The sequence below is a fragment of the Clavibacter sp. VKM Ac-2872 genome, from assembly GCF_015351105.1.
In the GTDB taxonomy this organism is placed as follows: Bacteria; Actinomycetota; Actinomycetes; order Actinomycetales; family Microbacteriaceae; genus Clavibacter.
Genome location: NZ_JADKRR010000002.1, coordinates 395,196 through 407,233, shown reverse-complemented (window position 1 = coordinate 407,233; position 12,038 = coordinate 395,196). Strand labels below are relative to the sequence as shown.

The window sequence follows — 12,038 nt, the reverse complement described above, 5'->3', positions numbered from 1 at the left end:
CTAGCTGGGGGGACGGATGCCGGGCTCCACCTGCGCGAGGAGGGCCCGGGCGGCTCGCTCTATCATCCCAAGAACCCGATCGAACATCGCCGCGTCCGTGTAGTACGGGTCGGGCACGTCCCGCAGGTGGGCCTGTGGAGGATCGAACGACAGCAGCAGGTGGATCTTCGCCCGGTCCGCCTCCGTGCGCGCCCACTGGCGCAGCGTCCGCTCCTGGCCGCGGTCGAACACGACCACCAGGTCGAGGTCGGGCAGCGTGTCCGGGTCGAACTGCTTGGCGCGGTGCGCGGATCCCGACAGGCCGCGGCGCTCGAGCGCGGCGAGGGTGCGCGCGTCCGCCTGCTCGCCCACATGCCAGTCGCCCGTCCCGGCGCTCGTCACCGAGACGCGGTCGGCGTGCCCGGCGCGCTGCACGAGGTCCCGGAAGACGACCTCCGCCATGGGGGAGCGGCAGATGTTGCCGGTGCAGACGAAGGCGATCCGGAAGACGGGTGGAGCCGTCTCGGCCGGAGAGTCGGGGGCTCCCATGCGCTCATTCTGTCGGCTGCGGTCCCTCCCCACACCCCCGGATCCCCGCCCGTCCCCCGGATGCGGCGTCCGGCGGCCCGTCGTCCACGCCGTCGCGCACGATGCGGGTCGACGGGAGAGGACGGGACGCGATGCGGGAGCAGCCGGGTGGATGGGGCGCGGGCGGGGGCGATCCCCTCGGAGGGACGGGTCGGGAGAGCGGCAGCACGCCGGGCCAGCTCCGCGCCGAGGCGCTGACGCGCGCGCACGCTCTCGCCCGCGTCGCCGACGCGGTGGCGGAGACGCACCGCGGCATCGCGTCCTGCCGGGACGACCCGTCCTGGTCCGGACGCGCGCACGACGCGTTCATCCGCGCCCTCGACGACCTCGCCGGTCGCGTGGCGCTCGCCGGGACCCTGCTCCACGACGCGCATCCGGCTGCCGGCTCGGCGCCCGGCTGCCCCGGAGCGCACGCGTGATCGCGGTCGCGGGGCTCACCGTCACCGAGGGAGGCGGCACCGAGGTCGAGACGGACGTCCTGACGCGCATCGCCGGACGGCTCGACGACGAGGCCGGGCGGCTCGACGACCATGCCCGCGCGCTCGCCCTGCCGCCGCTGGTGGCCACGATCACGGGAGACCATGATGCGAGCCTCGACGCTCCGCGCGGTCTCCTGTCGTCCGCCGCCCACGATGCGCGGGCGCTCGCCGCCGACCTGCGTCGCGTCGCCGCCGAGTACGCGGACGGGGAGCGGGACGTCGACCGCTGCGTGCGCTCCGCCGCGGGCGACGGTGCGGCGGATGCGGCTCCCTCGTCTCCGGGCGGGGCCCTCCGGGTCCTGCTGCCCGTCGTCGTCCGGGACGTCGTCGCGGACATCGCGGCCGCGGCCGCGCGCTTCCTCCCGGACCGCCCGGCGGGGGACGACGGCGTGCGGGAGACGACCGCGGGCCTCCTCGCCGCGCTGGGCGCCCTCGGCTTCCTCCGCGACGCGCCCGCCGTCGTCCATGTCCGCCGTGACGCCGTCCGACCGGCTCCGGCGAGCCTGGAGGACCTCGCCGACCGGATCCCCGACCCGGTCCCCGGCACCCCGCAGATGCGCGTCGAGGAGTACCGGGCGCCGGACGGCCGACGCCGCTTCGTCGCGTACCTCGGCGGCATGGTCACCCTGGATCCGCGCACCGGCCGAGAGGACTTCGGACCGGCATCGGCGGCGGCCGCGCTCGCCACCGAGGGCGGGTCCGCCGTGCACGCGGCGGAGACGGCGCTCCGCGAGGCCGGCGCGACCGCGGAGGACGAGGTCTACGTCGTCGGCTACTCGATGGGCGGGATCGTCGCGCGATCGGTGGGAGACGCCCCGGGTCTCCACGTCACCCACGAGCTCACGTTCGGCTCCCCGGTCGGGCAGCTGCCGATCCGTCAGGGGGCCGACGGCGTGGCGGTGGAGCACACGGACGATCCCGTCCCGGCGCTCGGGGGCGTGCGCCCGTCTGACGGCGACGCGGGCGACGACGTCGTCGTGCGCGCGCCGGCCTTCGCGCCGACGGCGCATGCGGGCGTCCTGGACGCGCACGATCTGGGCACCTATCGGGGGACGGCGGCCGAGATGGACGCCTCCGGCTCGCCGCTCCTGGAGCGGGCGCGCGACGAGCTCCACGGGTTCCTCGACGGGGCGACGCCGGTCGCATCCCACCTCTACCGCGCGGAGCGGCCGGCGGTCCCCTCCGCGGGCGGACCGGGCGGACCGGGCGGATCGGGCGGATCGGGCGGAGGGATGTGATGCGCGGGTCAGGTCCTCGCGGTCACCGGTCGCAGCACGAGCCCCACCAGCCAGCTGAAGAACGCCATGAGCAGGGCGCCGAGCACGCCCCACCAGAACCCCTCGACGGTGAGGCCGAAGCCGAGGGCGTCGGAGATCGCGGCGACGAGGAGGAAGAGCAACCCGTTGACGATGAGCGCGATGAGGCCGAGCGTGAGGATGTAGAGGGGGAACGCCACGATGCGGATGGCGGTGCCGATCACGCCGTTCACGACGCCGAAGATCGCGCCGAGCAGCAGGTAGGTGAGCACGGTCGCCGTGGTGTCGCCCGGTTCGTAGGCGGTCACGACGGTGCCGGAGACGATGAGCGTGGTGAGCCAGAGCGCGACGGCGTTGACCACCACGCGGACGAGGAATCGGGGCATGCGCAGATCTTCGCAGACGCCGCCATGACGGACCATGGGCCGGGCGGCGGCCCGCCCGTAGAATCGCCCGGTGATCCCCGAACCCGCCGCCCCCGTCCGGCTCCGTCCCGCCATCGCGGCCATGGTCGCCTACCGCCAGGGCAAGCCGGCCGGCGAGGACGACTTCAAGCTCTCCAGCAACGAGAACCCGTTCGACCCGCTGCCGTCGGTCCTCGCCCGCATCGACCAGGTGCGCGATGTGAACCGCTATCCCGACGCGGGCGCGACCCTGCTGCGCACCGCGCTCGCCGAGCGCTTCGGCGTCACGGTCGACCACGTCCACGCGGGTGCCGGATCCGTGGCGATCCTCTCGCAGCTCATCACGGCGGCCGCGGGCCCCGGCGACGAGGTCGTCCACGCCTGGCGCTCCTTCGAGGCGTACCCCACGCTCATCACGGTCGCCGGCGCCACGGGCGTCCCCGTCCCGAACCTGCCGGACCACTCGCACGACGTCGACGGCATGATCCGGGCGCTCACCGACCGCACGCGCGTCGTCATCGTCTGCACGCCGAACAACCCGACGGGCACGCTGGTCACGCAGGAGGACCTCGAGCGCCTGCTGGAGGCCGTCCCGCGTGACGTCCTCGTGCTCCTCGACGAGGCGTACGGCGAGTTCGTCGGCCGGGAGCATGCCCTCGACGGCATGCGCCTCGTCGCCGACCACCCGAACCTCGTCGTCCTCCGAACGTTCTCGAAGGCGTACGGGCTGGCCGGCCTCCGCATCGGCTACGCCGTCGGCCATCCGCGCATCCTCGACGCCGCCCGCTCCGCCGCCATCCCGCTGTCCGTCACGGGTCACGCGCAGCACGCGGCGCTCGCGTCGCTCGAGCACGAGGACGAGCTCCTGGAGCGCGTGGCCGTGCTCGCGCGCGATCGCGACGAGGCCTGGCGCGCGCTCACCGAGCAGGGCTGGGACGTCCCGCGACCCCACGGCAACTTCGTCTGGCTGGCCACGGGCGCCGAGACCGCCGAGGTGGAGGCGCAGCTCGCGGCCGCCGGGCTCGTGGTGCGCGCGTTCGCGGGCGAGGGCATCCGCGTCACCATCGGCGAACCCGCCTCTGTCCGGAAGCTACTGAACGCCTCGGCGGGAATTGTCCGGGGGCTGCCGGAGGGCCACCCGGCGCGCCGGTAGGTTGGGACGATGCCGGAAAGCGATGTGACGGTCCAGCTCCTGACCCCCGCGGGCGAGCTCGCACCGAGCGACTCCGCCGAGGAGTTCCTCCCGTACTTCGAGCGACTCACGGAGGATGACCACCGCGGCTTCCTCCGCGACATGCGCCTCACGCGGGCGTTCGACCTCGAGGCCACCAACCTCCAGCGCCAGGGCCACCTCGGCCTCTGGGCGCCGAGCACCGGTCAGGAGGCGGCGCAGGTCGGATCCGGCCGGGCCACCCGACCTCAGGACCACGTGTTCCCCGCGTACCGCGAGCACGGCGTCGCCCTCATCCGCGGCATCGACCCCGTCGACATCGTGCGCCTGATGCGCGGGGTGACGCACGGCGGCTGGGATCCGGCGGCGGGCAACTTCCACCTCTACACGCTGGTCATCGGCTCGCAGGCGCTGCACGCCACGGGCTACGCGATGGGCGTCGCGTTCGACGGCGACGTGGCCACGGGAGATCCCGATCGCGACACCGCCGTCATCGCCTACTACGGCGACGGCGCCACCAGCCAGGGCGACGTGAGCGAGGCGTTCGTCTTCGCCGCGAGCTTCCAGACCCCGCAGGTCTTCTTCCTGCAGAACAACCACTGGGCGATCTCGGTGCCGGTCTCCACGCAGTCGCGCACGCCCCTCTACCTCCGCTCGCGCGGCTTCGGCGTCCCGAGCACGCAGGTCGACGGCAACGACGTCTTCGCGAGCTACGCGGTCACGGCCAAGCACCTCGACGACGCACGGAACGGCGGCGGCCCCTCCTTCATCGAGGCGCTCACCTACCGCGTCGGCGCGCACACCTCGAGCGACGACCCCACGAAGTACCGCACCGACGAGGAGCTGCAGGGCTGGGTCGCGAAGGACCCCATCGCCCGGCTCGAGGCGTACCTGCGCAGCCAGGGCGCGCCGCAATCGCTGTTCGACGGCATCGACGAGGAGGCCAAGGACCTCGCCGCCGACGTCCGCCGCCGCACCATCGAGCTCACGAGCCCGGCGCTGCCCGGCATCTTCGACCACGTCTACTCGGAGCCGCACCCCGTCACGACGGAACAGCGCGAGTGGCTCGAGCGCTACGAGGCCTCCCTGGGAGGGAACCGATGACCGACACCATCGACCGCGCCGCGACCCCCGCCGGATCCGACGACGCCGCGACGAGCGGCACGGGAGCCCCCGCCGGCATCGAGAGCATGCCCATGGCCAAGGCCCTCAACGCCGGCCTCCGTCGCGCGCTCGAGGAGGACGACAGGGTCCTGCTCATGGGCGAGGACATCGGCCCGCTCGGCGGCGTCTTCCGCATCACCGAGCACCTGCAGCGCGACTTCGGCCCGCGGCGCGTCATCGACACCCCGCTGGCCGAGTCCGGCATCGTCGGCACGGCCATCGGCCTCGCGATGCGCGGCTACCGGCCCGTGTGCGAGATCCAGTTCGACGGCTTCATCTACCCGGCCTTCGACCAGATCACGAGCCAGCTCGCCAAGATCACGAACCGGCACGAGGGCGCGATGCGCATGCCCGTCGTGATCCGCGTGCCGTACGGCGGCCACATCGGCGCCATCGAGCACCACCAGGAGAGCCCCGAGGCGTACTTCGCGCACACGCCCGGACTCCGCGTCGTGAGCCCGAGCACGCCGCACGACGCCTACTGGATGATCCAGGAGGCCATCCGGAGCGACGACCCGGTCATGTTCTTCGAGCCCAAGGCCCGCTACCGGCCGAAGGGCGAGGTGGACTTCTCCGCTCCCGGCCTCGGCCTGCACGAGAGCCGCGTGGTCCGCTCCGGCACCGACGTCACGCTCGTCGGCCACGGCGCCATGGTCGCGATGCTGCTGCAGGCCGCGGAGCTCGCCGCCGAGGAGGGCACGAGCGTCGAGGTCGTCGACCTGCGCTCGCTGTCGCCCGTCGACTACGGCCCCATCCTGGAGTCCGTGCAGCGCACGGGCCGCCTCGTCGTCGCGCAGGAGGCACCGGGCCACGTGTCCGTCGGCTCCGAGATCGCGGCCACGGTCACCGAGCGCGCGTTCTACTCGCTCGAGGCGCCGGTGATCCGCGTCTCCGGCTTCGACGCCCCGTTCCCTCCCGCGAAGCTCGAGACGCTGTACCTCCCGGATGCCGACCGCATCCTCGAGGCCGTCGACCGCTCGCTCGCCTACTAGACGCCCGCCGCTCCCGCGGCACGGAGAAGAGGACCGCACGATGGCTGACTCCCAGTTCACCCTGCCCGACGTGGGCGAGGGCCTCATCGACGCCGAGATCGTCTCGTGGCGCGTGCAGCCGGGCGACCGGGTGGCGCTCAACCAGGTGATCGTCGAGATCGAGACGGCGAAGTCGCTCGTCGAGCTGCCGAGCCCGTTCGAGGGCACGGTCTCCGGCCTGCTCGTGCAGGAGGGTCAGACGGTCGAGGTGGGCACCCCCATCATCGCGATCGCGCAGGGCTCGCCGAGCGTGTCCGCGCCCGCCGAGACGCCGGCGCAGATGGCTCTGCCGGGCGAGACGGTGATCGAGGACGACACGGCCATCGAGAACCGCGAGCCGGCGCCGGCGCCCGCACCCGAGGAGGCCTCGGGCGCCGTGCTCGTCGGCTACGGCACGGTCGGGAAGGTCGCGAGCCGCCGTCGGCGCGTCGAGCCGGGTGACGCCGCCCCGGCCGCCCGCCATGCCGCGGCCCCGGGCACCGCAGCAGGCGCGCCCGCCGCCCGCGCCCCGCGCCCCGACTCGGTGCCCGCCGCCTCGGCAGTGCCGATCATCGCGAAGCCCCCCATCCGCAAGCTCGCGAAGGACCTGGAGGTCGATCTGGCCGAGGTCGAGGCCACGGGGCTCGTCGGCGAGATCACCCGCGAGGACGTCATCCGCACCGCGCAGCAGGCCAGCGTCTTCAAGAACATCGAGACGCCCGAGTGGCCGGATGCGCGCGAGGACCGGATCCCCGTCAAGGGCGTCCGCAAGGTCATCGCCGCGGCCATGGTGCAGAGCGCGTTCCAGGCGCCCCATGTGAGCCTGTTCGTCGACGTGGACGCCACCCGCACGATGGAGTTCGTCAAGCGCCTCAAGGCGTCCACCGACTTCGCGGGCGTCAAGGTCTCGCCGCTGCTCATCATGGCCAAGGCCATGATCTGGGCCGTGCGCCGGAATCCCACGGTCAACTCCTCGTGGACCGACCAGGAGATCATCGTCCGCCACTACGTGAACCTCGGCGTCGCCGCCGCGACCCCGCGCGGGCTCGTCGTGCCCAACGTCAAGGAGGCGCAGGCCATGTCGCTCCTGGAGCTCGCCCGCGCGCTCGAGCAGCTGACCCTCACGGCCCGCGACGGGAAGACCAGCCCGGCCGACATGAGCCAGGGCACCATCACGATCACCAACATCGGCGTCTTCGGCATGGACACCGGCACGCCGATCCTCAACCCGGGCGAGGTCGCGATCGTCGCGCTCGGCACCATCAAGCAGAGGCCGTGGGTCGTCGACGGCGAGGTGCGTCCGCGCTTCGTCACGACCATCGGCGCGAGCTTCGACCACCGCGTGGTCGACGGCGACGTGGCGAGCCGCTTCCTGGCCGACGTCGCGAGCATCATCGAGGAGCCGGCGCTGCTCCTGGAGTGACGCGTCCGCCCTCCACAGCGGGGGCGCGCTGGTACTGATACCGGTTATCAATACCGTATCGTCGGAGGCATGAACCGTCGCCCCCTCACCGCCCTGCTCGCCGTCTCGCTCCTCGCCGTCCCGCTCGCGGGCTGCGCCTCCGGATCCGGGGCGCCCTCCGCCGACGCGACGGCGTCCGCCTCCGGCGGCGGCACGCTCGAGGTCGTCGCGTCGACCGACGTCTACGGCGACATCGCGAAGCAGATCGGCGGCGACGACGTGAAGGTGACGTCCATCATCGACAGCCCCGACAAGGACCCGCACGAGTACCAGGCCACGTCGCGCGACCAGCTGGCGCTCTCCACCGCCGACGTCGTGATCCAGAACGGCGGCGGCTACGACGACTTCGTCGACACCATGATCCAGGCGCTCCCGGGCGGCAAGAGCCCCGTCCTCCTCAACGCCGTCGACATCTCCGGCTTCGACCAGAAGCCGGCCGAGGGCGAGCTCAACGAGCACGTCTGGTACGACATGCCCACGATGAAGAAGCTCACCGAGCAGATCGAGCAGGCCTTCTCGAAGGCCGACGCGTCGGGGGCGTCCACCTTCGAGGCCAACGCGCAGGCGTTCACGGCGAAGCTCGACACCATCGCCGACGCCGAGGCCGCCGCGAAGCCGGCCGGCACCGGCAAGGGCGTCGCGATCACCGAGCCCGTGCCGCTCTACATGACGAGCGCCATGGGCCTCGAGAACCGCACGCCCGACGAGTTCAGCGAGGCCGTCGAGGAGGGCACGGACGTGCCCGCCGACGTGCTCAAGGAGACGCTCGCCCTCTTCTCCGAGAAGAAGGTCGCGGCGCTCGTCTACAACTCGCAGACCACGGGCGCCACGACCGATCAGGTCGTCGCCGCCGCGAAGGCCGCCGGCGTCCCGGTCGTGCCGGTCACGGAGACCCTGCCCGCCGACCTGCCCGCGGGCAGCGGGTACGTTGAGTGGATGACCGAGAACGTCGACGCCGTGGCCTCCGCCATCAAGGGATCGTGACCGGCGCACCCGTCCTGAGCCTCCGGGACGCGACCCTCGCGTTCGGGGCGCGCACCCTCTGGAGCGGACTCGACCTCGACGTAGCACCCGGCGAGTTCGTCGCGGTCCTCGGCCCGAACGGATCCGGCAAGACCAGCTTCCTCAAGTCCGTCCTCGGCGCCCAGCGCCTCACGTCGGGGGAGATGCGCTTCCTCGACGAGCCGGTGCGCCGCGGTGCGCGGCGCATCGGCTACATCCCGCAGCAGAAGCTCATCACCGCGGCCACGCCCGTGCGTGCCCGGGATCTCGTCGGCTTCGGCGTCACCGGCCACCGCTGGGGGCTGCCGATCAGCCGGCGGGCCGAGCGCGCCCGGGTCGACGAGCTGCTCGACGCGGTCGGCGCCACCGCCTACGCGGACGCCCCCGTCGCGACCCTCTCCGGCGGCGAGCAGCAGCGGCTGCGCGTGGCCCAGGCCCTCGCGTCGGATCCGCGGCTCCTCCTCTGCGACGAGCCCCTCCTCAGCCTCGACCTCGGGCACCAGCGCGTGGTCAGCGAGCTCATCGACCGGCACCGCAGGGAGACCGACGCCGCGGTGGTGTTCGTCACCCACGACGTCAACCCCGTGCTCGACATGGTCGACCGCGTGCTGTACCTGGTGGGCGGCCGGTTCCGCATCGGGACGCCCGACGAGGTCCTCGACTCCGAGGTGCTGAGCTCGCTCTACGGCACCCCCGTCGACGTGGTGCGCGTGCGCGGCCGCGTCGTCGTGGTCGGCGCCACTGACGACCCGCACGGCCATCACTCGCACGACGACGACGGCCACGACGAGCACGGCGACCACGGGTCGCACGGCGTGCACGACCAGGCTCCCGCCGACGGGAGGGCCGCGTGATCCACCTGCTCGCCGACGCGGGCGACGTCTGGTCGCGCCTGTTCGACTTCTCCGACTACGGCGCGCTCGTCGCGCTGCTGCGCAACAGCATCATCGCGGGCGCCGTGCTCGGCGTCGTGGGCGGCCTCATCGGCGTCTTCGTCATGACGCGCGACCTCGCCTTCGCGGTCCACGGCGTGAGCGAGCTCTCGTTCGCGGGCGCCGCGGCGGCGCTGCTGCTCGGCGTCAACGTCGTGGGCGGATCCCTGGTGGGGTCCCTCATCGCCGCGATCGCGATCGGCGTGCTCGGCACGCGCGCGAAGGACCGCAACTCGATCATCGCGGTCATCATGCCGTTCGGACTCGGCCTCGGGATCCTCTTCCTCGCGCTCTACGACGGCCGCGCGAGCAACAAGTTCGGCCTGCTCACGGGGCAGATCGTCTCGGTCGACAACCCGCAGCTGGGCTACCTGGTGGGCATCAGCGCCGTCGTCATCCTCGGCCTCGCGGTCATCTGGCGGCCGCTCATGTTCGCGAGCGTCGACCCCGACGTGGCCGCCGCCCGCGGCGTGCCCGTGCGGCTGCTCTCCATCGTCTTCATGATCCTGCTCGGCCTCGGCACGGCGGTCTCCATCCAGATCGTCGGCGCGCTGCTCGTGCTCTCCCTGCTGGTCACGCCCGCGGCGGCCGCGATGCGCGTCTCCTCGACGCCCCGGGTGGTCGTCTCGCTCAGCGTCCTGTTCGCGCTCGCGAGCATCGTGGGCGGCATCATGCTGGCGCTCGGCAGCAGCATCCCCATCAGCCCGTACGTCACGACCATCTCGTTCACGATCTACCTGGTATGCCGCGGCATCGACGCCCTCCGGGCGCGCAGCGGCACCTCGGGCGGGACGCGTACCCTGGCTCCGCGGGGAGGATCGCCCGCCGGGAGGGCACGGGCATGAAGCGGAACACGTGGCAGCGCGAGGCCGTCCGGCAGGCGCTGGACGCATCGACCGAGTTCGTGAGCGCGCAGCGGCTCCACGCGCGCCTGCACGACGCGGGATCCCCCATCGGCCTGGCCACCGTCTACCGCGCGCTCGGCGACCTCGCCGCCGAGGGCGACGCCGATTCCCTGCAGTCGCCCGACGGCGAGGCGCTGTACCGCACGTGCGCCACGGGCGGGCACCACCACCACCTCATCTGCCGCGTGTGCGGGAAGACCGTCGAGATCGCGGCCGACGAGGTCGAGGCCTGGGCGCACGACGTCGCCGCGCGCAACGGCTTCACCGCGCCGAGCCACGTGGTCGACGTCTTCGGGCTCTGCGCCGAGTGCACGGTCCGCGCGGCCGAGGCGGCGGGCACGCCGACCGCCGGCGCCTCGGAGGCCCCCGCATCCGCATGATCCCGGGCCCTCGGCTTGCGCCCGGGCGTGTCGTCGCGTAGCCTCGATCCTTGGCCGAGCGGCTCATCCGCTCGCATGTGCGCCCACCCTCTTCTCTCGAGATCCGGGGACGGGCGTGCCGACAAGAAATCTTGGGTAGGGCGGTCTCGCCCTACGGTACCTACGGAGGAAACCATGGCAGCAACCTGCCAGGTGACCGGCGCCGTCCCCGGCTTCGGACACAACATCTCGCACTCGCACCGGCGCACCAAGCGCCGCTTCGACCCGAACGTGCAGAAGAAGACGTACTACGTCCCCTCGCTGCGTCGCAACGTCAAGCTCACGCTCTCCGCGAAGGGCATCAAGGTCATCGACGCCCGCGGCATCGAGTCCGTCGTCAAGGACATCCTCGCTCGTGGGGTGAAGATCTAATGGCCAAGCAGCAGGACGTCCGTCCGATCATCAAGCTCCGCTCGACGGCCGGCACCGGGTACACGTACGTGACCCGCAAGAACCGCCGCAACAACCCCGACCGCCTCGTGCTGAAGAAGTACGACCCGGTCGTCCGCAAGCACGTCGACTTCCGCGAGGAGCGCTAACCATGGCCAAGAAGAGCAAGATCGCCCGCAACGAGCAGCGCAAGGTCATCGTCGAGCGGTACGCCGCGAAGCGCCTCGAGCTGAAGAAGGCCCTCGTGGACCCGAACGGCACCGACGAGAGCCGTGAGGCGGCCCGCGCCGGCATCCAGCGCCTCCCGCGCGACGCCTCGCCCGTCCGCCTGCGCCAGCGCGACGCCATCGACGGTCGCCCCCGCGGCAACCTGTCGAAGTTCGGCATCTCCCGCGTGCGCTTCCGGGACATGGCCCACCGCGGCGAGCTTCCGGGCGTCACGAAGTCCAGCTGGTAGGTTCCAAGCGGCCGTATGGCCGAACGGACCGCTGATGGCCTCGATCGGGTCGCACGGTCCGCTGACGTAGACAGACACCATCCACCACACGGCCGCTCGAGAAGAACGGCACCAGGTCCGAGGAGGACACCCATGGCTGACAAGTCACTCAACCGCACCGAGCTCGTTGCCGCCGTCGCCGCGGAGTCGGGCCAGAGCCAGGCCGCCGTCAACGGCGTGCTGGACGCGCTCTTCTCCACCGTCGCGACCAACGTCGCCGACGGCGTCAAGGTCACGATCCCGGGCTGGGTCGCCTTCGAGCAGACGGCTCGCGCCGCGCGCACGGGCCGCAACCCGCAGACGGGCGAGCCCCTCGAGATCAAGGCGTCCAAGGGCGTCAAGGTCTCCGCCGGCAGCAAGCTCAAGGCCGCCGTCAAGTAG

General features: G+C 72.5%; 16 protein-coding genes. 14 read left to right on the top strand and 2 right to left on the bottom strand.

The annotated features are described in order from the left end of the window. Positions 1 to 528, bottom strand: coding sequence for a low molecular weight protein-tyrosine-phosphatase (locus ITJ40_RS12380; RefSeq protein WP_194667347.1), 528 nt, complete (start codon positions 526 to 528; stop codon positions 1 to 3). Positions 529 to 659: 131 nt separating this feature from the next. Between ITJ40_RS12380 and ITJ40_RS12375 the strand changes: the two genes are divergently transcribed. After that, a complete protein-coding gene (locus ITJ40_RS12375; protein ID WP_194667346.1) occupies positions 660 to 986 on the top strand; it encodes a hypothetical protein in 327 nt (108 codons plus the stop codon). Continuing rightward, complete coding sequence (locus ITJ40_RS12370) at positions 983 to 2,284, top strand: hypothetical protein (RefSeq protein ID WP_194667345.1); 1,302 nt, start codon at positions 983 to 985, stop codon at positions 2,282 to 2,284. Before ITJ40_RS12375 ends, ITJ40_RS12370 begins: the two co-directional genes overlap by 4 nt. Before the next feature lie 8 nt (positions 2,285 to 2,292). Here ITJ40_RS12370 and ITJ40_RS12365 read toward each other — a convergent pair whose 3' ends face one another. Further along, positions 2,293 to 2,688, bottom strand: coding sequence for a phage holin family protein (locus ITJ40_RS12365; RefSeq protein ID WP_194667344.1), 396 nt, complete (start codon positions 2,686 to 2,688; stop codon positions 2,293 to 2,295). A gap of 121 nt (positions 2,689 to 2,809) precedes the next feature. Here ITJ40_RS12365 and ITJ40_RS12360 point away from each other — a divergent pair, with 121 nt between their 5' ends. The 12 genes from ITJ40_RS12360 (at position 2,810) to ITJ40_RS12305 (ending at position 12,038) form a co-directional block, all read left to right on the top strand. Continuing rightward, positions 2,810 to 3,859, top strand: a complete 1,050-nt coding sequence (locus tag ITJ40_RS12360) for a pyridoxal phosphate-dependent aminotransferase (RefSeq protein WP_228512433.1) — start codon at positions 2,810 to 2,812, stop codon at positions 3,857 to 3,859. A 9-nt stretch (positions 3,860 to 3,868) separates the two neighbouring features. Then, the gene (locus tag ITJ40_RS12355) at positions 3,869 to 4,981 is read left to right on the top strand and encodes a thiamine pyrophosphate-dependent dehydrogenase E1 component subunit alpha (RefSeq protein WP_194667342.1); all 1,113 of its coding nucleotides are present in this window, start codon (positions 3,869 to 3,871) and stop codon (positions 4,979 to 4,981) included. An 86-nt stretch (positions 4,982 to 5,067) separates the two neighbouring features. Continuing rightward, positions 5,068 to 6,033: an alpha-ketoacid dehydrogenase subunit beta gene (locus ITJ40_RS12350; RefSeq protein ID WP_194667441.1), complete on the top strand. Its 966-nt coding sequence runs from the start codon at positions 5,068 to 5,070 to the stop codon at positions 6,031 to 6,033. A gap of 40 nt (positions 6,034 to 6,073) precedes the next feature. Continuing rightward, a complete protein-coding gene (locus tag ITJ40_RS12345; protein WP_194667341.1) occupies positions 6,074 to 7,474 on the top strand; it encodes a dihydrolipoamide acetyltransferase family protein in 1,401 nt (466 codons plus the stop codon). 69 nt (positions 7,475 to 7,543) lie between these two features. Further along, positions 7,544 to 8,497, top strand: coding sequence for a metal ABC transporter solute-binding protein, Zn/Mn family (locus ITJ40_RS12340; protein ID WP_194667340.1), 954 nt, complete (start codon positions 7,544 to 7,546; stop codon positions 8,495 to 8,497). Next, positions 8,494 to 9,369, top strand: coding sequence for an ATP-binding cassette domain-containing protein (locus ITJ40_RS12335; protein WP_194667339.1), 876 nt, complete (start codon positions 8,494 to 8,496; stop codon positions 9,367 to 9,369). Before ITJ40_RS12340 ends, ITJ40_RS12335 begins: the two co-directional genes overlap by 4 nt. Then, a complete protein-coding gene (locus ITJ40_RS12330; RefSeq protein ID WP_194667338.1) occupies positions 9,366 to 10,292 on the top strand; it encodes a metal ABC transporter permease in 927 nt (308 codons plus the stop codon). The genes ITJ40_RS12335 and ITJ40_RS12330 overlap by 4 nt, the downstream gene beginning before the upstream one ends. Further along, positions 10,289 to 10,732 carry a Fur family transcriptional regulator gene (locus tag ITJ40_RS12325; protein WP_194667337.1) on the top strand — a complete coding sequence of 148 codons (444 nt, stop codon included), beginning with the start codon at positions 10,289 to 10,291 and terminating at the stop codon, positions 10,730 to 10,732. Before ITJ40_RS12330 ends, ITJ40_RS12325 begins: the two co-directional genes overlap by 4 nt. A gap of 174 nt (positions 10,733 to 10,906) precedes the next feature. Then, a complete protein-coding gene (rpmB, locus tag ITJ40_RS12320; protein ID WP_012039624.1) occupies positions 10,907 to 11,143 on the top strand; it encodes a 50S ribosomal protein L28 in 237 nt (78 codons plus the stop codon). Then, a complete protein-coding gene (gene rpmG, locus ITJ40_RS12315; protein WP_011187086.1) occupies positions 11,143 to 11,310 on the top strand; it encodes a 50S ribosomal protein L33 in 168 nt (55 codons plus the stop codon). The genes rpmB and rpmG overlap by 1 nt, the downstream gene beginning before the upstream one ends. Positions 11,311 to 11,312: 2 nt before the next feature. Further along, positions 11,313 to 11,618, top strand: a complete 306-nt coding sequence (rpsN, locus tag ITJ40_RS12310) for a 30S ribosomal protein S14 (protein ID WP_194634337.1) — start codon at positions 11,313 to 11,315, stop codon at positions 11,616 to 11,618. Between the two features lie 132 nt (positions 11,619 to 11,750). Next, positions 11,751 to 12,038 (top strand): HU family DNA-binding protein, encoded by a 288-nt coding sequence (locus tag ITJ40_RS12305; RefSeq protein ID WP_012039622.1) that lies wholly within the window; start codon positions 11,751 to 11,753, stop codon positions 12,036 to 12,038.

Coding starts and splice junctions, on each gene's coding strand:
- ITJ40_RS12325 (WP_194667337.1), top strand. CDS start 10,289: ATGAAGCGGAACACGTGGCAGCGCGAGGCCGTCCGGCAGGCGCTGGAC.
- ITJ40_RS12340 (WP_194667340.1), top strand. CDS start 7,544: ATGAACCGTCGCCCCCTCACCGCCCTGCTCGCCGTCTCGCTCCTCGCC.
- ITJ40_RS12365 (WP_194667344.1), bottom strand. CDS start 2,688: ATGCCCCGATTCCTCGTCCGCGTGGTGGTCAACGCCGTCGCGCTCTGG.
- ITJ40_RS12375 (WP_194667346.1), top strand. CDS start 660: ATGCGGGAGCAGCCGGGTGGATGGGGCGCGGGCGGGGGCGATCCCCTC.
- rpsN (WP_194634337.1), top strand. CDS start 11,313: ATGGCCAAGAAGAGCAAGATCGCCCGCAACGAGCAGCGCAAGGTCATC.
- ITJ40_RS12360 (WP_228512433.1), top strand. CDS start 2,810: ATGGTCGCCTACCGCCAGGGCAAGCCGGCCGGCGAGGACGACTTCAAG.
- ITJ40_RS12380 (WP_194667347.1), bottom strand. CDS start 528: ATGGGAGCCCCCGACTCTCCGGCCGAGACGGCTCCACCCGTCTTCCGG.
- ITJ40_RS12355 (WP_194667342.1), top strand. CDS start 3,869: ATGCCGGAAAGCGATGTGACGGTCCAGCTCCTGACCCCCGCGGGCGAG.
- rpmB (WP_012039624.1), top strand. CDS start 10,907: ATGGCAGCAACCTGCCAGGTGACCGGCGCCGTCCCCGGCTTCGGACAC.
- ITJ40_RS12305 (WP_012039622.1), top strand. CDS start 11,751: ATGGCTGACAAGTCACTCAACCGCACCGAGCTCGTTGCCGCCGTCGCC.
- ITJ40_RS12350 (WP_194667441.1), top strand. CDS start 5,068: ATGCCCATGGCCAAGGCCCTCAACGCCGGCCTCCGTCGCGCGCTCGAG.
- rpmG (WP_011187086.1), top strand. CDS start 11,143: ATGGCCAAGCAGCAGGACGTCCGTCCGATCATCAAGCTCCGCTCGACG.
- ITJ40_RS12345 (WP_194667341.1), top strand. CDS start 6,074: ATGGCTGACTCCCAGTTCACCCTGCCCGACGTGGGCGAGGGCCTCATC.